The sequence below is a fragment of the Sphingomonas sp. CFBP 13728 genome (assembly GCF_014841895.1).
GTDB lineage: Bacteria > Pseudomonadota > Alphaproteobacteria > Sphingomonadales > Sphingomonadaceae > Sphingomonas.
The window spans coordinates 522,727-548,388 of the sequence record NZ_JACYUS010000002.1; the positions used below are offsets into that span (position 1 = coordinate 522,727).

General features: G+C 66.9%; 32 protein-coding genes and 1 tRNA gene. 21 read left to right on the forward strand and 12 right to left on the reverse strand.

Going from position 1 to position 25,662, the window contains the following annotated elements; genetic code table 11:
• Positions 1–402: 402 nt before the first annotated feature.
• The 10 genes from IFT67_RS11255 to IFT67_RS11300 all read left to right on the forward strand — a co-directional run bounded on the left by IFT67_RS11255 (position 403) and on the right by IFT67_RS11300 (position 6,845).
• Complete coding sequence (locus tag IFT67_RS11255) at positions 403–1,068, forward strand: TonB family protein (protein ID WP_192238377.1); 666 nt, start codon at positions 403–405, stop codon at positions 1,066–1,068.
• A 55-nt stretch (positions 1,069–1,123) separates the two neighbouring features.
• A complete protein-coding gene (locus IFT67_RS11260; RefSeq protein ID WP_056053696.1) occupies positions 1,124–1,471 on the forward strand; it encodes a hypothetical protein in 348 nt (115 codons plus the stop codon).
• A gap of 20 nt (positions 1,472–1,491) precedes the next feature.
• On the forward strand, positions 1,492–2,451 hold the full coding sequence (gene ribD / locus IFT67_RS11265) for a bifunctional diaminohydroxyphosphoribosylaminopyrimidine deaminase/5-amino-6-(5-phosphoribosylamino)uracil reductase RibD (RefSeq protein ID WP_192238378.1): 960 nt from the start codon (positions 1,492–1,494) through the stop codon (positions 2,449–2,451).
• Complete coding sequence (locus IFT67_RS11270; RefSeq protein ID WP_192238379.1) at positions 2,451–3,062, forward strand: riboflavin synthase; 612 nt, start codon at positions 2,451–2,453, stop codon at positions 3,060–3,062. Before ribD ends, IFT67_RS11270 begins: the two co-directional genes overlap by 1 nt.
• Positions 3,046–4,200, forward strand: a complete 1,155-nt coding sequence (gene ribB / locus IFT67_RS11275) for a 3,4-dihydroxy-2-butanone-4-phosphate synthase (protein WP_192238380.1) — start codon at positions 3,046–3,048, stop codon at positions 4,198–4,200. The genes IFT67_RS11270 and ribB overlap by 17 nt, the downstream gene beginning before the upstream one ends.
• Positions 4,200–4,622: a 6,7-dimethyl-8-ribityllumazine synthase gene (ribH, locus tag IFT67_RS11280; protein WP_192238381.1), complete on the forward strand. Its 423-nt coding sequence runs from the start codon at positions 4,200–4,202 to the stop codon at positions 4,620–4,622. The genes ribB and ribH overlap by 1 nt, the downstream gene beginning before the upstream one ends.
• Positions 4,619–5,164, forward strand: a complete 546-nt coding sequence (locus tag IFT67_RS11285) for a GNAT family N-acetyltransferase (RefSeq protein ID WP_192238382.1) — start codon at positions 4,619–4,621, stop codon at positions 5,162–5,164. Before ribH ends, IFT67_RS11285 begins: the two co-directional genes overlap by 4 nt.
• A complete protein-coding gene (locus tag IFT67_RS11290) occupies positions 5,157–5,354 on the forward strand; it encodes a DUF4169 family protein (protein ID WP_107963360.1) in 198 nt (65 codons plus the stop codon). The genes IFT67_RS11285 and IFT67_RS11290 overlap by 8 nt, the downstream gene beginning before the upstream one ends.
• A 252-nt stretch (positions 5,355–5,606) precedes the next feature.
• Positions 5,607–6,422, forward strand: a complete 816-nt coding sequence (locus tag IFT67_RS11295) for a DUF1206 domain-containing protein (protein ID WP_192238383.1) — start codon at positions 5,607–5,609, stop codon at positions 6,420–6,422.
• 24 nt (positions 6,423–6,446) lie between these two features.
• Entirely contained in the window at positions 6,447–6,845 is a 399-nt protein-coding gene (locus tag IFT67_RS11300; protein ID WP_192238384.1) for a hypothetical protein, read from the forward strand.
• Between the two features lie 3 nt (positions 6,846–6,848).
• Here the strand turns inward: IFT67_RS11300 and IFT67_RS11305 are convergent, their stop codons facing one another.
• Both IFT67_RS11305 and IFT67_RS11310 read right to left on the reverse strand, forming a co-directional pair.
• Complete coding sequence (locus IFT67_RS11305) at positions 6,849–7,343, reverse strand: hypothetical protein (protein ID WP_244647330.1); 495 nt, start codon at positions 7,341–7,343, stop codon at positions 6,849–6,851.
• Positions 7,344–7,578: 235 nt separating this feature from the next.
• Positions 7,579–8,667 (reverse strand): alkene reductase, encoded by a 1,089-nt coding sequence (locus IFT67_RS11310; protein ID WP_192238385.1) that lies wholly within the window; start codon positions 8,665–8,667, stop codon positions 7,579–7,581.
• A gap of 51 nt (positions 8,668–8,718) precedes the next feature.
• On the opposite strand from IFT67_RS11310, the gene IFT67_RS11315 reads away from it, so the two are divergent.
• The 6 genes from IFT67_RS11315 (at position 8,719) to IFT67_RS11340 (ending at position 14,792) form a co-directional block, all read left to right on the forward strand.
• The gene (locus tag IFT67_RS11315) at positions 8,719–9,711 is read left to right on the forward strand and encodes a DMT family transporter (protein ID WP_192238386.1); all 993 of its coding nucleotides are present in this window, start codon (positions 8,719–8,721) and stop codon (positions 9,709–9,711) included.
• A complete protein-coding gene (locus tag IFT67_RS11320; RefSeq protein WP_192238387.1) occupies positions 9,708–10,361 on the forward strand; it encodes a COQ9 family protein in 654 nt (217 codons plus the stop codon). The genes IFT67_RS11315 and IFT67_RS11320 overlap by 4 nt, the downstream gene beginning before the upstream one ends.
• A 128-nt stretch (positions 10,362–10,489) precedes the next feature.
• Positions 10,490–10,765, forward strand: a complete 276-nt coding sequence (locus IFT67_RS11325) for a FeoA family protein (protein ID WP_060526089.1) — start codon at positions 10,490–10,492, stop codon at positions 10,763–10,765.
• Between the two features lie 9 nt (positions 10,766–10,774).
• Complete coding sequence (feoB, locus tag IFT67_RS11330; protein ID WP_192238388.1) at positions 10,775–12,649, forward strand: ferrous iron transporter B; 1,875 nt, start codon at positions 10,775–10,777, stop codon at positions 12,647–12,649.
• A gap of 8 nt (positions 12,650–12,657) precedes the next feature.
• Positions 12,658–13,254, forward strand: coding sequence for a single-stranded DNA-binding protein (locus tag IFT67_RS11335; protein WP_192238389.1), 597 nt, complete (start codon positions 12,658–12,660; stop codon positions 13,252–13,254).
• A 5-nt stretch (positions 13,255–13,259) separates the two neighbouring features.
• The gene (locus IFT67_RS11340; RefSeq protein WP_342450607.1) at positions 13,260–14,792 is read left to right on the forward strand and encodes a sensor histidine kinase; all 1,533 of its coding nucleotides are present in this window, start codon (positions 13,260–13,262) and stop codon (positions 14,790–14,792) included.
• On the opposite strand, the gene IFT67_RS11345 is transcribed toward IFT67_RS11340, so the two are convergent.
• From IFT67_RS11345 to metX, 4 genes are all read right to left on the reverse strand, one after another.
• Complete coding sequence (locus IFT67_RS11345; RefSeq protein WP_192238390.1) at positions 14,782–15,168, reverse strand: response regulator; 387 nt, start codon at positions 15,166–15,168, stop codon at positions 14,782–14,784. The two genes, IFT67_RS11340 and IFT67_RS11345, sit on opposite strands and share 11 nt — an antisense overlap.
• A 103-nt stretch (positions 15,169–15,271) precedes the next feature.
• Positions 15,272–15,871 (reverse strand): methionine biosynthesis protein MetW, encoded by a 600-nt coding sequence (gene metW, locus IFT67_RS11350; RefSeq protein WP_192238391.1) that lies wholly within the window; start codon positions 15,869–15,871, stop codon positions 15,272–15,274.
• Positions 15,868–16,302, reverse strand: a complete 435-nt coding sequence (locus tag IFT67_RS11355; protein ID WP_192238392.1) for a GNAT family N-acetyltransferase — start codon at positions 16,300–16,302, stop codon at positions 15,868–15,870. Before IFT67_RS11355 ends, metW begins: the two co-directional genes overlap by 4 nt.
• Entirely contained in the window at positions 16,299–17,465 is a 1,167-nt protein-coding gene (metX, locus tag IFT67_RS11360; RefSeq protein WP_192238393.1) for a homoserine O-acetyltransferase MetX, read from the reverse strand. Before metX ends, IFT67_RS11355 begins: the two co-directional genes overlap by 4 nt.
• Before the next feature lie 103 nt (positions 17,466–17,568).
• On the opposite strand from metX, the gene hisC reads away from it, so the two are divergent.
• Entirely contained in the window at positions 17,569–18,678 is a 1,110-nt protein-coding gene (gene hisC, locus IFT67_RS11365) for a histidinol-phosphate transaminase (protein ID WP_192238394.1), read from the forward strand.
• Positions 18,678–19,586: a prephenate/arogenate dehydrogenase family protein gene (locus IFT67_RS11370; RefSeq protein ID WP_192238395.1), complete on the forward strand. Its 909-nt coding sequence runs from the start codon at positions 18,678–18,680 to the stop codon at positions 19,584–19,586. Before hisC ends, IFT67_RS11370 begins: the two co-directional genes overlap by 1 nt.
• A 160-nt stretch (positions 19,587–19,746) precedes the next feature.
• Here the strand turns inward: IFT67_RS11370 and IFT67_RS11375 are convergent, their stop codons facing one another.
• The 4 genes from IFT67_RS11375 to ftsE are packed head-to-tail and all read right to left on the reverse strand — an operon-like array spanning position 19,747 to position 22,578.
• Positions 19,747–20,427, reverse strand: coding sequence for a lysophospholipid acyltransferase family protein (locus IFT67_RS11375; RefSeq protein WP_133029803.1), 681 nt, complete (start codon positions 20,425–20,427; stop codon positions 19,747–19,749).
• Positions 20,424–20,960: a YdcF family protein gene (locus IFT67_RS11380; protein ID WP_107963345.1), complete on the reverse strand. Its 537-nt coding sequence runs from the start codon at positions 20,958–20,960 to the stop codon at positions 20,424–20,426. Before IFT67_RS11380 ends, IFT67_RS11375 begins: the two co-directional genes overlap by 4 nt.
• Positions 20,957–21,850, reverse strand: coding sequence for a cell division protein FtsX (locus IFT67_RS11385; RefSeq protein WP_192238676.1), 894 nt, complete (start codon positions 21,848–21,850; stop codon positions 20,957–20,959). The genes IFT67_RS11380 and IFT67_RS11385 overlap by 4 nt, the downstream gene beginning before the upstream one ends.
• A complete protein-coding gene (ftsE, locus tag IFT67_RS11390; RefSeq protein ID WP_056054749.1) occupies positions 21,850–22,578 on the reverse strand; it encodes a cell division ATP-binding protein FtsE in 729 nt (242 codons plus the stop codon). Before ftsE ends, IFT67_RS11385 begins: the two co-directional genes overlap by 1 nt.
• Before the next feature lie 152 nt (positions 22,579–22,730).
• Between ftsE and IFT67_RS11395 the strand changes: the two genes are divergently transcribed.
• Entirely contained in the window at positions 22,731–23,549 is an 819-nt protein-coding gene (locus tag IFT67_RS11395) for an MJ0042-type zinc finger domain-containing protein (protein WP_192238396.1), read from the forward strand.
• On the opposite strand, the gene IFT67_RS11400 is transcribed toward IFT67_RS11395, so the two are convergent.
• Positions 23,546–24,922: an MATE family efflux transporter gene (locus tag IFT67_RS11400; protein ID WP_244647332.1), complete on the reverse strand. Its 1,377-nt coding sequence runs from the start codon at positions 24,920–24,922 to the stop codon at positions 23,546–23,548. The two genes, IFT67_RS11395 and IFT67_RS11400, sit on opposite strands and share 4 nt — an antisense overlap.
• 112 nt (positions 24,923–25,034) lie before the next feature.
• Between IFT67_RS11400 and IFT67_RS11405 the strand changes: the two genes are divergently transcribed.
• A tRNA-Leu gene (locus tag IFT67_RS11405) sits at positions 25,035–25,121 on the forward strand.
• A 79-nt stretch (positions 25,122–25,200) separates the two neighbouring features.
• Positions 25,201–25,353 (forward strand): hypothetical protein, encoded by a 153-nt coding sequence (locus tag IFT67_RS11410; protein ID WP_175518116.1) that lies wholly within the window; start codon positions 25,201–25,203, stop codon positions 25,351–25,353.
• Positions 25,354–25,395: 42 nt separating this feature from the next.
• Here the strand turns inward: IFT67_RS11410 and IFT67_RS11415 are convergent, their stop codons facing one another.
• Positions 25,396–25,650: a hypothetical protein gene (locus tag IFT67_RS11415; protein ID WP_192238397.1), complete on the reverse strand. Its 255-nt coding sequence runs from the start codon at positions 25,648–25,650 to the stop codon at positions 25,396–25,398.
• Between the last annotated feature and the right edge of the window lie 12 nt (positions 25,651–25,662).

The window sequence follows — 25,662 nt, forward strand, 5'->3', positions numbered from 1 at the left end:
AACTATACTTCGCCGCGGTCACTTTAGCTGCGGTCGAAAGAAGCGTTCCACCTTCCCCAACGCCGCCACCCCGGCGGAGGCCGGGGCCCAGTTGGAAAGGTCGCAGTAACGTAGCGCCGGCTTCAGTTAGCAATGTCCCCCAACTGGACCCCGGCCTCCGCCGGGGTGGTGGCGGTGGGACTGAGAACGCTGCAAAACTGATCGGTTGGTGCGTCGAACCATTCCGGCTGATCGAGCAAATCGCGATCGTATTCGACGCCGACGAAACGTCGATAAAATAGCGCCCAAGACATTCCCTCACCGCCCCTCCAAACCTCTTGCCTCCGAAATGTAATGATGTACCATCCCAACCGGCGGTACCTATCTCGCCGCCATCCTCGAGGAGATGCGAAGGAGACGGTAATGTACGCGGATCGACTGAACCGGACGGGCGGATTCAATCCCGGGAGCCTTGGCGTCGCACTGGCGATCAACAGCGCGGTGATCGGAGCCTTGTTCTTTGCAACGCCTCACGTGCTGCCCTTCATGCCCGACAAGCCGCTCGTCACCTATGTCCCGTACACCCCGCCCCCGCCGCCCGAGCCAACCCCGCCCGCCGATCCGCTGATCCGCCAGCAACCGCGCCCTGCCCCGCGTCCCGATGCGCCAATCCCGCAGGTACCAACGCAGACCGATAACGGCTTTACGGTCGCGCCCGATCCGCTCCCCTACACGCCGCCGATCGGAGTCGAAGGCACGGGCACCGGGACCGTCGCGGTCGATACGCCGAAACTGCCGCCGCTGTTCGTCCAGCCCGGCATCGACCCGCGCTACGCCGCCGAGTTCCAGCCGAGTTACCCGTCCGAGGAACGCCGCGCCGAGCGCGAGGGCCGGGTCGTGGTGCGCGTGCTGGTCGGCGTCGACGGTCGCGTGAAACAGATCGAGCGGGTCAGCGCGACCACCGACGCGTTCTACCGCGCGACGTTCGACCGCGCGCTAGCAAAATGGCGGTTCAAGCCGGCGACACGCGACGGCGTTCCGGTCGAGGCATGGCGGTCGATGGCGCTGACGTTCGTGCTCCAGAACTGAAGCTTGCGAGGTACGGGGCTGGCCTAGCCGGCTCCGTCCCCCTATCTTGGCGCGCATGGGCTTTTTCAGTCGTTTCACGCCGATCGTCGCCTATCGCGACCTGCGGCTCTTCCTCAGCCAGCGCCGGCCGTACGAGCTCATCTTTCTCGTGGCGGCGCTCTGCGTCACCAGCTTCCTGATCTACGCGTTCATGAAGGATTCGTACGTCGAGAAGGAATACCGGCCGAAGATCATCTACGTCGAGCAGTGGCCCGCGGATCGCACCGATGCGCAGATCATCGCACAGCAGAAGATCGATGCGCCGATCAAGGCCAAGGCGCTCGCCGAGCAGAAGGCCCGCGAGGATGCACAGCGCGCGTCGTTCAAGCGGCTGGACGACAAGCTGAAGGCCATGGGGATCTGACCCAGGCTGACGCGCGTTGGATGGGTACCGCGCTGGCACTGGCCGAGCGCGGCCGAGGACGGACTGCGCCCAACCCCAATGTCGGTTGCGTTGTCGTGCGCGAAGGCCGGGTGGTCGGGAGCGGCTGGACGCAGGTCGGCGGACGTCCGCATGCCGAGGCGATGGCGCTGGCCGAGGCTGGCGCGAAGGCTCGGGGAGCTACGGCCTACGTTACGCTCGAACCGTGTGCGCATCAGTCTCCACGTGGACCGGCGTGTAGCGGGTTGCTGATCGAGGCAGGCATTGCGCGTGTCGTCGCCGCCCTCGAAGACCCCGACGCACGAACGGCGGGCCAGGGGTTTGCCCGGCTGGAGGCCGCTGGCATTGCGGTGACGCGCGGTGTTCGCGTGAACGAAGCCAGACGTTCGATGGCCGGCTTTCTCACCCGCCAAGCGCTCGATCGCCCGCACGTCACCCTGAAGCTTGCGACCTCGCTCGACGGCTGCATCGCGATGCCGGACGGCTCGAGTCGTTGGATCACCGGCCCGCAAGCCCGCGCCCACGCGCATCTCGAGCGGAGTCGGCACGAAGCGATCCTCGTCGGGCGCGGCACGTATGATGCCGATGCGCCGCGACTCGACGTGCGGGTACCGGGGCTGGAAGCTCGCGGTTCGATGCGCGTACTTTTATCCGCGACCGTCCAAGACCTGCCCGGATGGACCGTCATCGCCGCTCCGCACGACATCGCCACCCTCCCCCGCGTCGACCACATCCTCGTCGAAGGCGGCGCGGCCGTAGCGTCGGCATTCCTCGCGGCAGATCTGGTCGACCGGCTTCTTCTCTACCGCGCACCGATCCTGATCGGCGGCGGCAAGCCCGCACTCCGCGACATCGGCCTCACGGACCTGACTAAAGCACATGGTCGCTGGGTAATCGTCGATGCGCGGCAACTTGGCATGGACCGGCTCGAGGTCTACGAGCGCGAACGAAACGAGGCATAATGTTCACCGGAATCGTCACCGACATCGGCACTGTCACAACCGTGGAATCGCCCGGCGATACGCGTGTAGTCGTGAGCACCGCCTATGATACCGCCACTGTCGATCTCGGCGCGTCGATCTCCTGCTCGGGCGTCTGCCTGACCGTGGTCGACAAAGGCCCCAACTGGTTCGCGGTCGACGTCTCGGGCGAGACGATTAGCCGCACTGCCAAGGACCAATGGACCGAGGGTCGCAAGTTCAACCTCGAACGCGCGATGAAGCTCGGCGACGAACTCGGCGGCCATATCGTCACGGGCCATGTCGACGGCCTCGGCACCATCGTAGCGTTGGCGGAAGAAGGCGGATCGCACCGCGTCACGATCCGCGCAGGGGCCGACATCGCGCCGTTCATCGCACCCAAGGGATCGGTGACGGTCGACGGCGTTTCGCTCACGGTAAACAGCGTTCAAGACATCGATGGGGAGGTCGAGTTCGGCCTCAACATCATCCCGCATACCTGGGCGGTCACGACGCTCGGGACGATCCAGATGGGGCAGTCGGTCAATATCGAGATCGACGTCCTCGCCCGCTATCTCCAACGCATGGAGCATTACCGTGTCAAAGCCAGCTGAACTCGCCCGTCTCAAGCACGGTTACCTCTCCAGCCCCGAAGAGATCATCGACGAGGCGCGCAACGGCCGGATGTTCATCCTGGTCGACGACGAGGATCGCGAGAACGAGGGCGACCTCGTCATCCCAGCGCAGATGGCGACGCCGGAGAAGATCAACTTCATGGCGAAGTTCGGTCGCGGGCTGATCTGCCTCGCGCTGACCAGGGAGCGGACCGAGGAACTCGGGCTCGAGCTGATGAGCCGCAACAACGGCACCCGGCACGAGACCGCGTTCACCGTGTCGATCGAGGCGCTCGAAGGCGTCACCACCGGCATCTCGGCCGCGGATCGCGCGCGGACCATCGCGGTCGCGGTCGATGCGACCAAGGGCAAGCCGGACATCGTCACCCCCGGCCATGTCTTCCCGCTGGTCGCACGCGACGGCGGCGTGCTGATCCGCGCCGGCCATACCGAGGCGGCGGTCGACGTCGCACGGCTGGCCGGGCTCAACCCCTCGGGCGTGATCTGCGAGATCATGAACGAGGACGGCACGATGGCGCGGATGGACGATCTTGTCACCTTCGCGCAGTTCCACAACGTCAAGATCGGCACGATCCGCGATCTAATCGCCTATCGCCGCCGCCACGATCACCTCGTCGAGAAGCGCGCCGAGGCCAAGTTCACGTCCGAATGGGGCGGCGACTGGAGCGCGCTGACATTCTGGAACAAGGCGACCGGCACCGAGCAGGTCGCACTGGTCAAGGGCAAGATCGACCCCGCCAAGCCGACGCTGGTCCGCATGCACGCGCTGTCGCCATTTGCGGACATCTTCGGCGAATCGGGCGAACGCGGCCGCATCCTCGCACGCTCGATGCAGATGATCGCGGACGAAGGCGCCGGCGTGATCGTCGTCATCAACCGCCCGCGCAGCAACACCTTCACCTCGGCGGTGATGAAGAAGGCGGGTGCGGAGATCACGCCGGACATGGAGGAACTGCGCGACTACGGCGTCGGCGCGATGATCCTGACCGAACTCGGCGTCCACGACATGGTGCTGATCACCAACACGCATCACACGCTGGTCGGCCTCGACGGCTATGGCCTGTCGATCGTCGGCGAGCGCCCGATCGCGTCCCTGAACACCGAAAAGAGCAACTGATGGCGCATCTCCTCATCGTCGAAGCCCGGTTCTACGATCACCTCAACGACCTGCTCGTCGAGGGCGCGAAGGCCGCGATCGAAGCCGCCGGCCACACTTACGAGACGATCACCGTGCCCGGCGCGCTCGAAGTCCCCGGCGCGATCGCGCTGGCGGCCGAGAGCGAGACGTTCGACGCGTATGTCGCGCTGGGCGTCGTGATCCGCGGCGAGACCTATCATTTCGAGATCGTCGCGGGCGAAAGCGCACGCGGGATCATGCAGCTGACGATGGACGGCCTGGCGATCGGCAACGGCATCCTGACCACCGAGAACGAGGCGCAAGCCCTGACCCGCGCAAAGCCCACCGAAGGCGACAAGGGCGGCGGTGCAGCCAACGCGGCGCTGGCGATGCTGGCGCTCAAGGACCGCTTCATCGCATGACCGCGCCGGCGCTCCTGACGGAGCGCCTGTTGCTTCGGCCCTTGGGACCGGAGGATGCCGAGGCGTGGTATGCGTTCCACGCCGATCCCGTCACGATGCGCCATCTCGGTGGTGTGCAGTCGCGCAGCGTCGCCTGGCGTGGGCTGTGCGCGATGGCAGGCGCGTGGAGCATCCGTGGGTTCTCGATGTTCGCGGTGACATTGCGCGATACCGGCGAATGGATCGGCCGCGTCGGTCCGTGGCAGCCCGAAGACTGGCCGGGGACGGAAATCGGCTGGGGACTGGCATCGCAGTTCGCCGGTCACGGGTTCGCGCGCGAGGCCGCGACGGCGACGATCGACTATGCGGTGGATGTGCTCGGCTGGACCGACATCATCCACACCATCGCACCCGACAACGCCGAGTCGATCGCGCTTGCGCAACAGCTCGGGTCGACCAACCGCGGCCGAACGAAACTCCCCCCGCCGCTCGAAGCGCTGCCGGTGGACGATTGGGGCCAGAGCGCCGCCGACTGGCGGGCGCGGAGAGCAGGGCATGGGTGACGTGATCAACCTGCGGCTCGTCCGGAAGCAGCGCGCGCGAGACGAGGCTTCGGTGCGCGCGGATCAGAACCGCCGGCTGTTCGGGCGGACGGTGGCCGAGAAGGCGGCCGACGCGGCTGCGAAGACTCGGATCGAGAAGACGCTGGATGGCGCGCGGCTCGATTCCACGTCCGACACGTTCGAGGAATAACCGCTCCTTACCCTTCTGACGGCCGATACGTGTCCCTCCCCTTGCGAGCGCCAGACCGAACCAAGGTCCAACCTACGATAGTCCTCCTGACGGGGGAGGATCGATGAGGTCCGCATTCGACAAATAGCAGCTCGCTTACCGAATGTCGGTCGTGCACCCTGAAGACAGTCGCGGCCTCGACCGCCTAGCCCGCCCCTGCGCAGGAACGTCCCACGTCGCGCACCGTTATGCCTGCGTAACAAGGGGGCAATCATGATCTCGGATGCGAATGCGACGTGGCTCGCCAAGCTCGGCTTTGCCGCGCGCGGCGTCGTGTATATCCTCGTCGGCTGGTTCGCGGTCGACGCGGCGCTGCACGGTGGCGAGATCGCCGACAACCAGGGCGCTATCGGGTCGATGGCGGGCGGACCGCTCGGCCCGGTGCTGCTGGCGATCGTCGCGGCGGGGCTGCTCGGCTATGCGATCTGGCGGCTAACCGAGGCCGCGGCGAACCCGGAGCAGATCACCCGCGATGCCAAGGGCAGCCTCAAGCGGATCGGCCATGTCGTCAGCGGTATCGCGCATCTGATCCTCGCCTGGACCGCGACGCGGCTCGCGCTCGATCTGGGCAAGGCGAAGATCGCGGTCTCGCCCGGCGACGAAAGCGCGCGCGACTGGACCGCATTGCTGCTCGATCAGCCGGCCGGACGTGTGCTGGTCGGCGCGGTCGCGGTCGGCGTGCTGGTCGCTGCGTTCCAGCAGGCGCAAAAGGCATGGCGCGGCGACTTCATCCACGACCTGCGCGGCGATGCCCCCGCGCCCGGCTATGTCTGCACGATGGGCCGGATCGGCTACGGCGCGCGCGCGCTGGTGTTCCTCATCGTCGCGGGGCTGTTCGGACTCGCCGCCTGGACCGCCCATGCGAGCGACGCGGGCGGAGTGGCCGAGGCGCTGGAGCGGCTGCAATCGCAACCCGGCGGCAAGTGGCTGCTCGCGCTGACCGGGATCGGTCTCGCGCTGTTCGGTGCGTACAGTCTGGTCGAAGCTCGCTTCCGGCGCCTCCATGTCGACCTGCCAGGGACCGATTAAAGTGAACGACAGCATATCGTTAAGGTGCCGATGCTAGCGGACGGCAGCATGTACACGATCAGCTTCGACACCCCGACCAAGACGCTCATTATCGTCACCGAGGGGTTCTGGTCGGTTGCGACGACCGCGGCGTTCTCCGCCGAACTGCTCGCGCGCGGTACGGCGGCACGGCTGTATCATGGCCGGTTCGTCGTGCTGGCCGATCTGCGCAAGGCCGCGATCCAGCCGTTGAAGGTCATAGACGCGCTCGAAGCGATGATGCCCAAGGCGCTGAAGGTCACGTCGGCGCCGATCGCTGCAGTTGTCGCCTCGCATTTGGCCAAGCTCCAGACCGAACGTTATCTGAAGGCCGAGAATTGCCGGACGTTCCTCGACATCGATGAGGCGAAGGCATGGCTGGCCGGGGGTCGTACCGCCACCTAACCCCTAGTCCTGCGGGGCCGTTTCCAGCAAAGCCGCCTCAACCTCTTCGATCGTGATGCCGAACGCGCCGGCAAGGCCCGCCACCGACGCGCCGCGATCGGCGAGCGTGCGGATCCGCGCGGTGTCGACGATGGTCTTGTAGCTACGGGTGTCGCGGTCGGTCTTCGATTCCGCGCCGCTGCGCGCGAGCGCGCCCGAGCGGCGGCGTTTGGAAATCTTCAACGCCTCGACATCGTTGGTCGGCGGCGCATCGAGCCGCGCCTTGATCCGCTGATCCTCCTCGATACGCCGGCTTTCGCGGGCGCGTTCGCGTTCCTGGGACTGGAGGTCGCGTTGTGCGGCACGCGATTCGGATCGCTGTTCGGACGCGGCAAGCCGCTCCTTCGCGCGCTGCTCGCGGCCGTTGGCACGCTCCTCCGCGCGCTTTGCGGCCCGGTCGGCGGTGCCGGGCATGAGCGGCCCCGTTCCCCTGCCGCCGCTCGGCCAGCCGTCGGTCATTAGATGTCCTGTCGTCACCGGTACGCTACCCAGAGCGCGGAAGCGCGCTGCTAAGCGATGGCGGCGCGGGTGACCAGAGGCTCTAGGTCGTCTCCCCACCCTCCGTCATCCCAGCGAAAGCTGGGATCTCACCGTGGGGCGAATGTCACGAGCCATGAGGGATACCCCAGCTTTCGCTGGGGTGACGGTGTTAGGATGGGCAGTCGAAGCAAGGTCGCGACTTGGCGTACGCGGGTTACGCGTTGGCAGTCTCGAGCGCGGGGTAGTCGATGTATCCCTCGGGACCCTGGCTGTACCACGTCTTCGCGTCGTCCTTCGCAAGCGGTGCGCCGGTGCGCAGGCGCTCGGGGAGGTCCGGGTTCGCGATGAACGTGCGACCGAAGGTGATCGCGTCGGCATTGCCCGAATCGAGCTCGGCCTGTGCCTCCTCGACCGTCGTGTAGTCCGAGTTAACGATCAGCACGCCCTTGAAGACTTTCCGGATCGCCGGGCTGAGCTTCGGCACATCGGTCTTGCCGAAGGTGCCGTCGGGGCCGGGCTCGCGCAGTTCGAGGAACGCGATGCCGAGATCGGACAGCGCCTTTGCGGCGGCGGTGAACAGCGCCTCGGGGTTGCTGTCGTCGACACCCTGCGAATCGCCGTTGGGCGACAGGCGGACGCTGACGCGATCGGCGCCGGCGACCGAGATGACGCGCTCGGCGACTTCGCGGAGCAGGCGGACGCGGTTCTCGATTCCGCCGCCATATTCGTCGGTGCGGAAATTGGCGTTGTCGCGCAGGAACTGGTCGATCAGATAGCCGTTCGCCGCGTGGATCTGCACGCCGTCGAAGCCGGCCGCGAGTGCGTTCTTCGTTGCCAGCTCATAGTCGTTCAGCAGGCGCGGAATCTCGTTGGTCTCGAGCGGACGCGCGACCTCGAAATCCTTCTTGCCCTCGAACGTGTGCGCCTGGCCTTCGGTCGCGGTTGCCGACGACGACACGGGCTGCGTCTCGTAGACCGACGAATGGCCCTGGCGACCCATGTGCCACAGCTGCGCGACGATCCGGCCGCCGGCGGCATGGACCGAGTCGGTGACGGGCTTCCAGGCGGCGACCTGCGCATCGGTCCACAGACCCGGCGCGAACGGCCAGCCGAGGCCTTCGCGGCTGATGCCGGTCGCTTCCGAGATGATCAGGCCGGCACTCGCACGCTGCGTATAATACTCGACCATGATGTCGGTCGGCACCGCATCCCTGTCGGCACGCCCGCGGGTGAGCGGCGCCATGATGATGCGGTTCGGCGCTTCGACGGCACCAAGGGTAATCGGATCGAAAAGGCTAGGCATGGGGGCTCCTTATTGGCCTGACGGGCGGAAGATAGGAGGCTACAGGGCGGCATGCATCGCTCCGACCCGCAAAGATTATCTAGCGTGCCCGATACCGCGCGCGGTTTGACGCCGGTTGCGGAAAGTGTTGCCGCGCCAGGACTTATCGCCTTTGCGGCGCTGCTGGTGGCGAACGTCGCGCTGGCGTTCGGGCCTTGGTTCGTCCGCGCGACCGAGGTCGGGCCGGTGGCTGCGGGGTTCTGGCGGCTGACGCTGGCGGTACCGTTTCTGGTCGTGCTCGCGGTCCAGCAGGGCGCGCGACCGATGCGGCTCGGGTGGAAGCTATGGGCCGGGTTGCTCGCAGGTGGGGTGTGCTTCGCGGCGGATCTCGGCACGTGGCATCTCGGGATCCTGCGGACGACGCTCGCCAATGCGACGCTGTTCGGCAACGTCGCGACGCTGATCTTCCCGATCTACGGGTTCCTGATCGCGCGCAGCTGGCCGACGCGGACGCAAGGGTTCGCGCTCGCGTTGGCGGCGGCGGGCGGCGCGTTGCTGCTCGGGCGGTCGTATCAGCTCGATGCGAAGAACCTGGCGGGCGATCTGTTCTGCCTGCTCGCGGGGCTGCTCTACACCGTTTATTTCGTCCTGATGGCGCGGGCACGGGCGACGCTGGCGCCGATGTCCGCGCTGACGCTGGCGACGCTGGCGGGGATCGTGCCGATGCTCGTATTCGCGCTGGCGATGGGTGAGCGCGTGATGCCGACGCATTGGGGGCCGCTGATCGGGCTTGCCCTTTGCAGCCAGGTGCTCGGCCAGGGGTTGATGATCTATGCGCTCGGCCGCTTCACGCCGCTGGTCATCGGGATCGCGCTGCTGATCCAGCCGGTGGTCGCCGGTATCGTAGGTTGGCTCGTCTATGGCGAGCGGCTCGGTGCGGCGGATCTGGTCGGTGTCGTGATGGTGGCGGTCGCGCTGGTGCTCGTCCGTCGGGGACCTCCCCCGGAAGTCCCCCTTGAAGACACGCTTGATACGCCTGATTTTGAACGGCAGGAGACGGTATGACCCAAGACCTTACGCTCGACGAAATCCGCGCCCTGCTCGCCCCCGGTATCGCTGCCAATGCGGCGTTCGACGGCTGGAGCGACGCCGCGCGCGACATGGCCGCGCAGGCCGAGGGGATCGACACCGACATCGCCGCGCTCGCGTTCAAGGACGGCCCGGTCGACATGATCGACGCGTGGTTCGCGCATATCGATGGCGTCATGCTCGCCGCGGTGCCGCCCGAGCGGTTGGCGCTCATGAAGATCCGCGAGAAGATCACCGTGCTGGTCGAGGCGCGGCTCGACGCGACGTCGATCGACCGCGAATCGCTGCGGCGTGCGCTCGCGATCCTCGCGCTGCCGCAGAACCTGGCGAAGGCGACGCGGCTTGGCTGGCGGACGGTCGACACGATCTGGCGTGCGGCCGGCGACGTCGCGACCGACTATAATTATTACACCAAGCGGACGATCCTGCTCGGCGTGTACGCGTCGACGATCACGGTCTTCCTGGACGACGAAAGCGAAGGTCTGGCCGAAACGCGCGCGTTCCTTGGTCGCCGGATCGACGGGATCATGCAGTTCGAGAAGGCCAAGGCTGGGTTCCTCAAGCGCACTGAGCACGGTTTCAGCCTGTCGCGATTCGTCGGCCGGCTGCGCTATCCGACCGCCTGAAGTCGGGAACGGTCCGCTAAGTAACTCTGTCCTCTAAGTTTCGTCCGTATGGCGCGACGTGGAGGCGGTAGTAACTAACCGCGGTTAGGGCTTTCCTTCGACCGGGGTTACTGATAATCAGTCGCATCATGGACACTCGCCCCGATCGTTCCGTCAGCCTCGAAACCCTGCCGCGCAAGCAGCACGCGATTGTCGCCGCGATCGAATGGGCGCGGCTCGCTGGGCCGGAGGCGCGTCGGCTGCGCGAACTGGGCTTCGACGAGGGTGTCGATGTCGAGGTCCTGCACCGTGCGACGCTCGGCCAAGGTCCGATCGCCTGTCGCATCGGCCGCATGACCGTCGCGCTGCGTCGTGCCGTCGCGGGCGCGATCCACGTCTCGCCAATGCCGGCCGCGGCCGAATAATCCTTTAGAATGAACGCAGCACCGCTGGTTGCGCTGGTCGGCAATCCCAATGCCGGCAAGAGCGCGCTGTTCAACGCGCTCACGGGTGCGCGCCAGAAGGTCGGCAATTATCCCGGCGTCACGGTCGAGCGGAAGGTCGGGCGGCTGATGCTCGACGACGGCCGGCCCGTAGAGCTGGTCGACCTGCCCGGCGCGTACAGCCTCGAACCCTCCTCCCCCGACGAGCGCGTCACCCGCGACGTCGTCACCGGCACGCAGGACGGCGAGCGCCTTCCCGACGCACTGGTCGTCGTCGTCGATGCCGCCAATCTCGACAATCACCTCCGCTTCACGCTCCAGCTGATCGCGCTCGGCCTGCCGGTCGTGGTCGCGCTCAACATGGTCGATCTCGCCGAGCGCGACGGGCTGAAGCTCGACCCGAAAGTGCTCGAACGCGAGCTCGGCGTCCCGGTGATCCCGACCGTCGCGGTGCGCAAGCGTGGCCTCGACGAGTTGAAGGCCGCACTCTCAAGCATCGTCGTCAACGGCCCAATGCGCCTGCGCAAATCCGACGGCAGCGTGCAGGACGACATCGTCACGCTCCAGCGCCGCGCACGCCAGATCGCGACGTCCGCGACCGTGTCCGAGACACAAGTCCGCCGCTGGACGCACATGCTCGACGCGGTCGCGCTGCACCCGGTCGCGGGCCCGATCCTGCTGCTCGCAATCATGTTCCTGATGTTCCAGGCGGTGTTCAGCTGGGCACAGCCGTTCATGGACGCGATCGATGCGGGCTTCACCGCGTTGCAGGGGTTCCTGACCGCCGAAATGCCCGATTCGCTGCTCCGCTCGCTGCTGGTCGATGGCGTGATCAAAGGCGTCGGTGCGGTGATCGTGTTCCTGCCGCAGATCCTCATCCTGTTCCTCTTCATCCTCGTGCTCGAGGCCAGCGGTTATATGGTCCGCGCGGCGTTCCTGATGGACCGGGTGATGGCGAGCGTCGGGCTGTCGGGCCGCGCGTTCATTCCGCTGCTGTCGAGCTTCGCCTGCGCGATTCCCGGCATCATGGCGACGCGGACGATCGACGACGAGAAGGACCGGCTGACCACGATCCTGATCGCGCCACTGATGACGTGTTCTGCGCGCCTGCCGGTCTACACGCTGATCATCGGCGCGTTCATCCCCAACACGCAGGTGCTGCCGTTCGTCGGGTTGCAGGGGCTGGTGATGCTCGGGCTGTACGTGATGGGCATCGTCGGCGCGTTCGTCGCCGCGCTGGTGCTGCGCCGGACGGTGACCAAGGGCGTGTCGTCGGGATTCATGATGGAGATGCCCAAATACCAATGGCCGCAGTGGCGCGACGTCGGCATCGGCCTGTGGAGCCGCGCGCAGATTTTCCTGAAGCGCGCCGGCGGCATCATCCTGACCTCGACGATCATCCTGTGGGTGCTGCTGAGCTTCCCCAAGCCGCCCGAGCAGCCCGCCGGCGCGCCGAAGATCTCGGCGGTCGATTATTCGGTCGCCGGCCGCATCGCCAACGGCATCGCGCCGATCTTCGCGCCGATCGGCTTCAACCGCGACATCGTCCTCGCGCTGATCCCGGCAATGGCCGCGCGCGAAGTCGCCGTGGCGGCGATCGGCACCGTCTATGCGATCGACGATCCCGACAGCAACCAGGGCGGCAAGGCGATGATCGAGAACCTGCGCGGCCGCTGGAGCCTGCCGACCGCGCTCGCCTTCCTGATGTGGTTCGTGTTCGCGCCGCAGTGCATTTCGACGATCGCCGTCACGCGCCGCGAGACAAATGGCTGGAAATGGCCGGCGTTCATGGTTGGCTATTTGTTCGCCGCCGCCTACATCATGGCTGGCATTACATACTGGCTGGCGGTGTTCGCCGGCCTCTGAGGGGCATCATGGCAGGCAGCGTTAACAAGGTCATCATCGTCGGCAATCTGGGTCGCGACCCGGAGAGCAAGGCGTTCCAGAACGGCGGCAAGGTCGTCAATCTGCGCATCGCGACATCCGAGTCCTGGAAGGACAAGATGTCGGGCGAGCGCAAGGAAAAGACCGAATGGCATTCGGTCGCGATCTTCAACGAAGGTCTCGCGAACGTCGCGGAGAAGTATCTCCGCAAGGGCTCGAAGGTCTATATCGAAGGCGCTCTCCAGACCCGGAAGTGGCAGGACGCGCAGGGCCAGGACAAATATTCGACCGAGATCGTGCTGCAGGGCTTCAACAGCGTCCTGACGATGCTCGACGGCCCGAACGGCGGCGCAGGCGGTGGTGCAGGCGGCGGCGGTGGTAGCCGCGGCGGTGGCGACGACTGGGCAGGCGGCGGTGGCGGCAACGACTTCGGCGGTGGTTCGTCGGGCGGCGGCGGCGGTTACGGCGGCGGTGGTCGTGGTGGCAGCGCACCCTCGGGTGGCGGTAGCGGCGGCGGCGCACGCGGCGGCAGCTTCGGCCAGACCGGCGGCTTCTCGGACGATCTCGACGACGACGTGCCGTTCTGATCTCTGTGACGACGCTGTATTCCGTTCCCAAGACCGCCACGTTCGACGAGGCCGAGCGCTCTCGCGTGATCTCGGCCTACGACGTCGCCGGTGCGCGCGCGAAGGGCCAGCTCGACGATATCGTGGCGTTCGCAGCCGAGCTCTGCGGCGCCCCGGTCGCGTTGCTGAGCCTGGTCGAGGAGGAATATCAGCGTTTTCTGGCACGGACCGGCTTCGACATGGAGCAGACGCCGCGCAGCATGTCGTTCTGCGCGCACGCGATGCACCATCACGAGGTGATGGAAGTCCCCGACGCGCAGGCCGACCCGCGCTTCGTCGACAACCCGCTGGTGACCGGCGAACCCTATGTCCGGTTCTACGCCGGTGCGCCGCTCGTCTCCAGCGAGGGCGTGCCGCTGGGGGCGCTCTGCGTTTTAGCGAGCGCGCCTCGCGAAGGCCTGACCCGGTTCCAGCGCGATGGCCTCACATTGCTCGCCAAGGCAGCGATGGGCCGGCTCGACGATCGCCGCTCCGCGCGCGAACAGGCGATGGCAGAGGCCGAGGCGCGGCGTACGCTGGAAGCGAGCGACCTGAAGTTCCGCACGCTCGCCGACACCATGCCACAGATGGTGTGGTCGACGCTGCCCGACGGCTTCCACGATTACTATAACGCACGCTGGTACGAGTTCACCGGTGCTCCCACGGGAACGACCGATGGCGAAGGCTGGAACGACATGTTCCATCCCGACGATCAGGATCGCGCCTGGGCGATCTGGCGCCAGTCGCTCGATACCGGCGAGCCGTACAACATCGAATATCGGCTGCGGCATTTCGACGGCACATACCGCTGGGTGCTCGGCCGTGCGCTGCCGGTACGCGACGAAAACGGTGCGATCACGCGCTGGTTCGGGACGTGCACCGACATCCACGAACAGAAGCTCGCCTATGAAGAGCGCGAGATCATCAGCCAGGAGCTGAGCCACCGGATCAAGAACATCTTCGCGGTGATCGCCGGGCTGATCGCGTTTTCCGCGCGGGGGAAGCCCGAGTTTGCGGGGATTGCGACGGACTTGCGCCACCGGATCAACGCGCTCGGCCGCGCGCACGACTTCGTCCGCCCGCACAGCGCGAACTCGCGTCCGGCCGCTGCGCAGAACAGTCTGCACGGCCTGTTGCAGGAATTGTTCGAGCCGTATCAGCGGATCGACGGCGCACGTCTCAGCGTCACCGGCGACGACGTGACGATCGATGATCGCTCGGCCACGCCGCTTGCGTTGCTGTTTCACGAACTCGCCACCAACGCGACGAAGTACGGCGCGCTTGCGACCGAACTCGGCACGGTTCGGATCGCTGTCACGGCGAACGACGACACGGTGAGCTTGAACTGGTGCGAACAGGGTGGCCCGTCCGTCGCCAAGCCGACGACTCCAGCGGGTTTCGGTACGCAGTTGATCGAAATGAGCGCGGTGCGTCAGCTGGGTGGTAGCGTGAATCGGACCTGGAACGATGACGGCTTGATCGTGGACCTGACGATCCCGAAGGCTGCGTTTAGCCGCTGACCACGCGGATTACGTCGTCATGGGCGATTGGATCGTCGTTGCAGGCCAGCGCCGCCGCGGCCAGGATCGCCGCATCGCTGAACGGCTTGCGAATGTACCCAAGGCACTGTGCATCGCCGATCTGCGCGGGGTTGGCGGTCACGAACACGACCTTGACGCCGTAATCCTGCGCCATACGCTTGGCGATCTCAGGCCCGGTAGGTCCGTCGCGTAGATTGATGTCCACGAACGCAAAGTTGCACCCCGGTGCCGCCGCGATCGCGCTGTCGCGGTCCGCCGCGATCCCCGCGACGCCGTAGCCGGCATCCATGAGGATTCTCTCGAGGTCGAGTGCGACGAAGATTTCGTCTTCGACAATGAGGGCGGTCTTGGTCATCGGCGAAGTAACCAGTCGCCCGCTGATCGGTTCCGCCAAATCGGTGATTTAGATCAACCGCTTGTCCCGATATGGCCTGATTCCCCCAAATTCCTGCAATCGATTACCGTCGCAGCAGGAACACCGCGTGCTCGGCGAGCAGGTTGGCACCCCCCGCGCCGGTGCGCTTGTCGCCAGACAGAAACCACGCATCCTCGACAGTAATCCCGCGTGTTTTCACAAAGGCGCGGAAATCGTCGATCGTGACGTGGTGGATGTTGGGCGTGTCGTACCAGCTCTCGGGCAATTGTCGCGTCACAGGCATCCGCCCGCCCCACAGCAGCGACAGCCGCACACGCCAATGCGCGAAATTGGGGAAGCTCACGAACGCGCGCCGGCCGATCCTCAGCAGGTGATCGAGCACGAGATCGGGCGCGCGTGCGGTCTGCAACGTCTGGCTCAGGATCGCGTAATCGAAGCTGGCGTCGGGATAGCCGGCAAGGTCGATATCCGCATCGCCCTGGATCACCGACAGCCCGCGGGCGACCGCCGACGCCACGTTGTGCGCGTCGATCTCCAGCCCGCGTGCGTCGACGTCGCGGGTATCACGGAGTGCGGCCATGAGCGCGCCATCGCCACAGCCGATGTCGAGCACGCGGCTACCCTGCGCGACGTTCTCGGCGATTACGGCAAGGTCGGTCCGCAATGTCTCAGGGGGCGTCATGGCGCACTCCGCAATTGCTCGGCGAGGCCCGGCGCGAGCCTCTCCATGTAGCGATCGGCACGAACCAGCGGATGGAAACCAAGGTCCGCATACACGCCGTGCGCGTCGGCGGTGACGAGCCCGAACCTGCGCAACCCGGCAAACGACGGATGCTCCAGGAACCAGCTCACCATCCGCCGCCCGAGCCCCTGCCCGCGTACGGACTCGTCGACCCAGACGTCCGCTAGCCACGCAAACGTCGCGTGATCCGTAATCATCCGCGCGAAGCCGACCTGCTGCTCGTTCTCGTACGCGCCGAGACAATGCGACCCGGCGATCGCGCGCTCGACCAGACCGCGCTCGATCCCCGGTGACCAATAGCTGCTCGCAAGCCAGCCGTGGATTCGGTCGACCTGAAACTTGCTCGCGTCGTCGGACAGGATGATCGTCATCGGCCGGCCCTCAGGAAGCCGTCGACGACGCGGTTGAGATCGGGCGCCTCCAGCAGGAACGCGTCATGGCCATACGGGCTAGACAGCTCGACGAAGCTGACCGGTGCGCCGGCTGCGTTCAGTGCCTGGACGATCGCACGCGATTCGGCGGTGGGATACAGCCAGTCGGTGTCGAAGCTGACGAGGCAGAACCGCGATTTGGTGGCGCGGAACGCGTTGGCGAGCAAACCGCCATGCTCTTCGGCCAGATCGAAATAGTCCATCGCGCGCGTGATGTAGAGGTACGAGTTCGCATCGAACCGGTCGGTGAACGCGAGCCCCTGGTGGCGCAGATAGCTTTCGACCTGGAAATCGGCGTCGAACCCGAACGACTTCGCGTCGCGCGCCTGAAGGCGGCGCCCGAACTTTTCGGTGAGCCCGGCTTCGGACAGATACGTGATGTGCGCCGCCATCCGCGCGACTGCGAGCCCCGCGGTCGGTGCGTCGTCGTCGTGATACTCGCCCCCCCGCCAGTTCGGATCGGCCATAACCGCCTGCCGCCCGACCTCGTGAAACGCGATGTTCTGCGCGGTATGCCGCGCGGTCGAAGCAATCACGACGCACGCCTTTACGCGGTCGGGGAAGGTCGCGGGCCAGCTCAGCGCCTGCATCCCACCCATCGATCCGCCGACCACCGCGTGCAGCACGCCGACGCCGAGATGGTCGAGCAGCATCGCCTGCGCGCGCACCATGTCACGGATCGTGATGACCGGAAAACTCATCGCCCAGGGCCGTCCGGTCGCCGGGTTGATCGTCGCCGGCCCCGATGTCCCCATGCAACTGCCGAGCACGTTGGCGCAGACGACGAAGTGCCGCGCAGGATCGATCGGCTTCCCCTCACCGACCATCCGCGTCCACCAGCCGGGCTTGCCGGTACGCGGGTGGTGCGAGGCGACATGCTGATCGCCGGTCAGCGCATGACAGATCAGGACCGCGTTCGAGGCGTCGGCGTTGAGCGTCCCGTAGGTCTCGTACGCAATATCCACTGGCGACAGCAGCACGCCGCCATCGAGCCTGAGCGGCCCCGGCAACGTGACGCGCCGCGCGAGACCGAAGCGCTGGTCGGTGTCGTGGCCGGTCCCGGGGTCGATGGCAGGCGTGTCGAGCATGCCGCGCGCTACCATAAGCGGCCGCCGTCATGCCAGCGCGGTGGTGGTCCGCTTCCTCGATCCTCCCCCACGCACAAAGATTGCCACCGCGCCACCGCGCCCGCTATGTCCCGCGGCCATGACAAACATCACGCCCGCCCCTGCGCCGAAGCCCTGGATCCTGGGGATCGCGCCGTATACGCCCGGCCGCTCGACGACCGATGATGGCCGCACGGTGATCAAGCTGTCGTCGAACGAAAACCCGCTCGGCACCAGCCCCGCCGCCAAGGCCGCATTCGACGCCGCCGACCGCACGCTGGAGCGCTATCCGGATGCGGGCGCGGCGGAACTGCGCGAGGCGCTGGCGGCGCATTACGACCTCGATCCGGCGCGCGTGATCTACGGCACCGGCTCCGACGAGATCCTGCATCTGGTCGCGGGCGCCTATGCCGGGCCCGGCGACGAGATCATCCACGTCCGCTACGGCTTCGCGGTCTACGAGATCGCGACACGCCGCGTCGGCGCGGAGCCGGTGATCGTCGACGACCGCGACTATGCGACCGACGTCGACGCGATCCTTGCCGCGGTCACCGAGCGCACCCGCGTGGTGTTCGTCGCCAACCCGAACAACCCGACCGGCACGTTCACCCCGCGCGCTGAAATCGCCCGGTTGCATGCAGGGTTGCCGAAGTCGGTCTTGCTCGTGCTCGACCAGGCCTATGCCGAATATCTTTCGCCCGAGGAAGACGATGCGGGCTTGGCACTCGCGATGACCGAGGCGAACGTGCTGGTGACGCGGACCTTCTCGAAGATCCACGGCCTCGCGGCCGAGCGGATCGGCTGGGGCTATGCCTGCGCGCCGATCATCGACGCGATGCACCGCATCCGCGCCCCCTTCAACGTGACCACCGCGGGGCAGGCCGCCGCCGTCGCGGCGATCGGCGACACCGCCTTCGTCGACGCAACGCGCGCGCACAACGACACGTGGCGCGGCTGGTTCGTCGAGCAGATCGGGCAGATGGGCAATGCCGGGCTTCGTGCGGTACCGTCGAAGGCGAACTTCGTGCTCGTGCTGTTCGAGGGCAAGCTGACCGCCGACGCCGCGTATCACGGGCTGATGGACGCGGGCTACATCGTCCGCTGGCTACCGGGTCAGGGCCTGCCCAACGCACTGCGCATCACGATCGGCACCGAGGCGGAAACGCGCGGAGTCACTGCGGCGCTGCGCAACCTGGTCGAAGCCGCCTGATGCTGCCGTTCGCGCGCGTCACGATCATCGGGCTGGGACTGATCGGCTCGTCGGTGGCGCGCGCGGTGCAGGCGACGATGCCGACGGTCCGCGTCACCGGCTACGACGCCGACGCGAGCGTGCGCGAAGCCGCGGACCGGCTGCAATTCTGTGACGACGTCGCGGACTCGGCCGGCGCGGCGGTGATCGACGCCGACCTCGTGATCCTGTGCGTGCCCGTCGGCATCATGGGCGAGGTCGCCGCCGAGTTCGCGAATGAACTCCCGGCAGATGCGATCGTGAGCGATGTCGGCAGCTGCAAGGCCGAGATCGTCCGCGCGCTGACCGAGGCACTGCCCAACGCGACCGTCATCCCTGCGCACCCAGTGGCAGGCACCGAGCGGAGCGGCCCGGAGGCTGGGTTCGCGACGCTGTTCCGCCACCGCTGGTGCATCGTCACGCCCCCCGAAGGCGCCGACCCGGTCGCAGTCGAGCGCGTCTCCGAATTCTGGCGCAGGCTTGGCGCGCAGGTCGAGACGATGGCGCCCGAGCATCACGACCGCGTCCTCGCCGTCACCAGCCATCTGCCGCATCTGATCGCCTATACGATCGTCGGCACCGCGGGCGACCTGGAAGAGGTGACGCAGTCGGAAGTCATCAAATATTCCGCCGGCGGGTTCCGCGACTTCACGCGGATCGCGGCGTCGGACCCGACCATGTGGCGCGACATCTTCCTCAACAATCGCGAGGCGGTGCTGGAGATGCTCCAACGCTTCTCGGAGGACCTGAGCCATCTCCAGCGCGCGATCCGCTGGGGCGATGGCGATGCGCTGTTCGACCTGTTTACGCGAACCCGGGCGATCCGGCGAAGCATCGTCGAGCAGGGCCAGGACGACGACGTCCAGGATTTCGGGCGTACGCATGGTTGAGGGCTGAGCCCGCGCCGTACCTAAGAATGCCCCCCGGCGAAGGCCGGGGCCCAATTGGGTAGGCTGGAGTAACGACGCGCAACGTGCATTCGCGATGTCCCCCAATTGGGCCCCGGCCTTCGCCGGGGTGGTGGAATGCTAGGGGGGTGCCCCCCTGACGTTAATCCAGTGCGTTCATCGCCGCATGGACTCGCTGCTCCGCCTCTTCGCGCGGCAGGCCCGGCGGCACCACCTCGCCGAACCGGAACGTGATCACCCCCGGCAGCTTCGGTCCCTTTTTCGGCCACACCAGCCCGCTGTCGCATGCGATCGGCACCGTCGGCATCTTTAGCGCACGATACAGCCCGGCAAACCCCGGCTTCAGCGGCGGATGCTCGCCCGGCGACACCCGCGTCCCTTCCGGAAAAATGAGGATCGAGCGCCCGGTCGCCTTTGCCGCGGTCGCTTCGCGCATCATGCTGCGCATCGCCGTCGCCGATGCCTCGCGGTCGACGACGATCGCGCCGTAGCGCCGCGCCGCCCAGCCCCAGGCCGGGATATCCGCAAGCTCGCGCTTCAACACGATCGCCGGGCCATCGAGCAACGCCTGCAATTCGAGCGTCTCGAACATCGCCTGATGCTTGCACGCATAAAACGCCGGCTCGGTCGGCCGCGTCCCCTCCACGCGGATATGCACGCCGAGAATCGCGCGCGCGCACCAGCGGTGGAAGCGCGTCCAGATCGTCGAATGGACGATCACCGCGCGAGAGCCGAACAGCGCCGAGATCGGCACGGTCACCACGATCGGCACCGAGATCGTGTAGAAAACGAGCATGAACGCCCAGTTACGCAGCCAGATCATCCGCCATATCCAATCCACAATGCGATCCGGCGAAGGATCAACTTGTTATATTCGTTGACCAAAGTCCCGAGCCGCGGCGTCCCCGGCACGCCATCGCCGAGGATCACGACGTTCTTGTCGAGCGCCGCCGCCAGCTCCATTCGCGCGCGCGCGACATGCCAGTCCGACGTCACCAGCCGCACCGACCGGTATTTGTGCACGCGCACCCATTGCGCCGTTTCCTCGGCATTCGACCGCGTATCGACAGCGTCCGCACCCAGATCGATGCAGCACGCGAACAACGCGGGCGACGTCCGATATTCCAGCGCGAGATCGATCGGCCGCACCCCCGGGGCAACGCCCGTCACCAACATCCGCTTCGCCTGGTGATCGCGGAGTAGCGCGATCCCGCGGTCGATCCGCCCTGCCCCACCGGTCGGCACGACGATCGCATCCGAGGTGAAACCGTCAAGCGGCTTGGGCAAAAGCAGCATGAACACCGCGAACCCGAACGCCCAGGCGAGGCCCAGAATGCCGAGGAACCGCACGATCACAGGATATGCCTCAACGCGCGAACGATCGTCACGCGGGCGGCGAGCGTGGCCAGCACGACGAACGCGATCGGGAGCAGCGCAAGCACCACCCAATCGACTCCGCCGAGCGTTACGCCGCCGAGCAGTTCGGAGCCCAGCCCGTGCAACCGGATGCCGATGAACGCGATCACCAGCAACGCCGTGACGCCGCCGCCGACACCACCGATCGTCGCATCGAGTGCGATCCTCCGCTGGAACAACCGCGCGACCTGCAGATCGGTCGAGCCGAGCATGTGCATCACCGCGATCGTCGCGTGATGCGTCTGAAGCCCCGCGCGCGCTGCGAGCACGACGACCGCGGCGGTCGCGCTCGCCATCAGCAGGACCAGCGCCAGCGCAAGGAACGTCAGCGAGCGCATCACGTCGTTGACCGGCGACATCCAGCTTTCGTGGCGGTCGACGCGGACGATCGGGCTCAGGCGGCGCACTGCCGCTGCGACGCGCACAGCCGCCGCCCCGTCATGATCGGCCAGGTCGACGTCGATCATCGCCGGCACGGGCAATTGTGGGTCGGCGCCGTCGGACCCGAGCCAGGGTTGCAGCAGCCGCGTGAGTTCGGCGCGATCGACCGGCGTCGCCGTCGCGACCGCCGGCATCGTCCGCAGCGCCGCCAGCACGCGCGCGGCAACCGCATCACGCCGCACCGGATCACCATCGACGACCTGCACCGTCAACCGCCCCGCCAGTTGTCGATCGAGCAACCGCGCCGCACCCGCGGTCGCCAGTCCCAGGGCCGCGGCGAGCATCGTCAGGAACAGCATGATCGCCATCACCCACGTCATCGCGCGCAGGCCACCGGCTTCGTCGAGCACGCGGCGTTCGGCCGATGATCGCGCCTTCGACACCCCCATCATTCTGGCCGCGTCGGCGGATAGCGCAGCGAGCCGGTCGGATCGAGCAGCCGCCCGCGATCGAGCCGCATCATCTGCGCGCCCGGTATCCGCCCGAGCAGGTGGAAGTCGTGCGTCGCTACGACGACAGTCGTCCCCAGCTTGTTGAGCGATTCGAACAGGTGCAGCAGCCGCTCGGCCATATCGGGATCGACATTGCCGGTCGGCTCGTCCGCGACCAGGATTTCCGGCCGTGCGATGACGGCACGCGCGATCGCGACGCGCTGTTGCTCGCCACCCGACAGCGTCGCCGGGCGCGCGTCGGCGCGGTCACCAAGCCCGACCCAGGCGAGCATCTCGCGCACCGGTTGCTCGATATCCGCCTCGGGCATTCCCGCCACGCGCAACGGCAAAGCGATATTGTCCCAGGTCGACAGATGCGGGACGAGCCGGAAATCCTGGAAGACCACGCCGATCCGCCGCCGAAAACCGGGCAGGCGGTCGCGCGACAACACCACCGCATCCTCGCCGAACAGCCGGATCACGCCGCGTGTCGGCCGCTGTGCGAGATACAGCAGCTTCAGTAGCGAGGTCTTCCCCGCGCCACTCGCGCCGGTCAGGAAATAGAACGCACCGCTGCGCAGCGTGAAGCTGAGGTCCGACAGCGTCTCCGGCCCGGCGTCCGGTCCCGAATCTGACTCCGTGCCGTAACGAAGCCCGACATTCTCGAATTGGACGATATTCGCCATGACGTGGTTGCGCCCGCTTTCGCCCGCTTGATGCCCGTATCGGCGCTTTCGCATGAAAGCGCGCGCCGCTTCAAGCTTGCCACCTATGCGGGCAGCGTGCTTATTCGGCACAAGACCGGTCGCGCTCCAGCGGCCGCTGGTGAAGCGCATCCATGATCCTCCAATGTCCCGAGTGCAGCACGCGCTATCTGGTTCCCGACAGCGCGATCGGGACCGAGGGGCGCACCGTGCGCTGCGCCAATTGCAAGCATAGCTGGTTCCAGGCGCCCGCACCCCTGGTCGAGGACGCGCTGGAGATCCCCGAGCCGACGCCGCTCGCGCCCATGCCGCCGCCGCTCGCTCCGCTGGCGCGCCCGCCGATCGCGACACCGACCGAGCGCTTCACACCGGCTATTCCGGTTACGCCTGCGCCGCCGGTGTATGTTCCAGCTGCGCCCGAACCCGTCTCTGCAGCACCCCTATCTGCAACGCACGCGGCGGTGTCCGCCGATCCGGTCGTGAAATATGACGCCTTTGCCGAGCGACCGCCGTTCAAGGCGCGGCGCAATACGGCGCGGTGGTGGACGGTCGCGGCCGTGCTCGCCGGATTGCTGATGCTGATCGCGGTCGGATCGATCGTCTATCTCGGCGCGCCGGGCGTCGTGGCCAAACTCGGCCTTGGCCTGGGCACGGACGAGACTCCGCTGCGGCTGCGCGATAATCCGATCGAGCGGCGCGAGCTGGATAACGGCTCCGAGCTGTTCGCGGTCAGCGGCCAAGTCACCAACCCGTCGAACCAGCGCCAGCGCGTGCCCGACATCCGCGCCGAACTCCGCGATGCGCAGGGACGGCTGGTCTATAGCTGGACGATCACCCCGCAGCAGCGCACGCTGGCGCCAGGCGGCGCGATCGACTTCAACTCCGCGACGCTGAACGTGCCGGCGAACTCGAAGCGCCTCGAACTGAGCTTTGCGGGCGAGGCGACCCGCTAGGCGCGCCGCAAACGCCGGCTCACGATCCAGAACCGCGCGCCGTGCAACAGCGCCGCGGTCAGCATCCCGAGCCCGGAGGCATAGACCAGTGCCATCGGCCCGACGCCGGCGCGCACCAGCCACCAGCCCGCGCCACCGGTGACGATGAAATACGCGACGATGCTGTTCACGCCCGCGACCACCTGATCGCCGAGCGAGCGGAGCGCGTAGACGAGTACCACCTGCGCGCCGTCGAACAGGATGAACGGCGCCCACACCGGCAGCATCGCCAGCGCGACCGCATGAGTCGCGGCATCGGCCGGAAACGCCGCGACGATCGGTCCCCGCGCGACGATCAGCACGATCCCGCACACGCCCAGCGCGAGCATCGACAACCCGGTCGCGATCAGCGCGCGCGAGATACCGGCCTTGGGATCCCCCTCGCCCACCGCATTGCCGACACGGACGCCACACGCGGAGCCAAGCCCAAGCGCCAACCCGAACGTGACATTGTGGACCGAGAACACGATCTGGAACGCGTGCGCGACGTCGTCGCCGAACTGCGTCGACAGTGCGATCAGGATCGAGAAGCCGGCGAGCTCCAGCCCCGACGCGACCGCGGGGACGATCCCGAACACCGCCAGCGCCGCGATTCCGGCCGGCACGCCGCGCCAGGCGGCCAGATCGATTCGCCGAACGCCGCGCTCCTTTGCGCGCGGCAGGGTCAGCGCCGCGGCGATCATCCCGACCGCCCCCAATCCCGACGCGATCGCGGTGGCCGTCGCCGCCCCGACCGCCCCCATCGCCGGCAGCCCGAGATGACCGCCCGACATAGCCCAGGCCAGCACCGCGTTGAGCGGCAGGATCGACAGGTTGACCACCGCGACACGGCGTGGCCGGCTGACGCCCTCCAGGAAAAAGCTGGCGGCGACGATCATCAACTGCGGCGGATAGGTGAACGCCATCACCCGCACAACCCGCCCGGCCGGCTCGACCAGCGCCGGCGCGACGCCGATCCCGGCGAGCATCGCGTCCGCGAACGCGAACATCACGACACCTACGACGAGCCCGAGCAGCAACCCCAGCACGAGCCCTTCGCGAAGCACCTGCCCGGTCCGCGGCAGGTCCCCCGCCCCGTCGGCGCGCGCGGTGTGGACGAGCACGCCCGACAGCCATGCAAGCCCGGTGACGATCGCGATGAACGTCAGCGATCGGCTCGCCCCCAGCGCCGCCACCTCGTGCGCGCCGACCAGCCCGACGACAATCACGTCGGTGACGTGCAGGATCGTCCAGTTGAGGCTGGTCAGCATCACCGGCCACGCCAGCGCGAGAACGCGCCGCGTCTCGACCCTCAGATCGGCCTGCGTATCGGTAGAGAGAAAGGGTGCGGGCATCGTTTGCGGTACCGGACGAACGCTTTTTCGCAAAGGGCGTTGCGTAGCGTTCAAACCCTTGCTAGTGGCGCTCGCCTACCAGATGCCGGGTCCGCCCGGTGATGTTTCATGGGCGGCCATGGCGGAACTGGTAGACGCGCAACGTTGAGGTCGTTGTGGGCGAAAGCCCGTGGAAGTTCGAGTCTTCTTGGCCGCACCATTTTTTACAGATCGAGTAAACACCCCCTTCGAGGGTCCCCCCTTGGCATGTGATGCGTTGGGCTTGGCGGAGGTATTGCATGAGTTCGATAGACGACACGATCATCGAGACCCCCGAGGGCCCGATGACCTTTGCGCAGTGGAAGAAGAAGAACCCGGTTCAGCTGCCCTCGCGCCGAACCAAGGGGAAGAAGCTGCCCAACAAGGTGAAGCTCACCACCGACGAGAAATAGGCGCCGCGCTAGTATGCTCCCCCACCAGGGGGGTATCTGGATTCAGTGCCGCCCCGCCGGCGCCCCTGCCCCGGTCTGCGCACGAATCATACGCGCCTGGAACTTCACCCGTTGCCAGAACGTCGCATCGTCGAGCCGCCATTGCCGGATCGCCTGCGTCGCCAGCGTCTCGATCAGCGCCTCGCTCGTTGCGGCGTCCTGTTTGGCGAACTCGCGTGCGAGGTCTTCGACGCATGGGCCGTGATCGGTAAAGTCGCGCGGCAGCGGCATGGGTGTAGGCTGGCTCGGCATCGGCATATATCTTTCTCC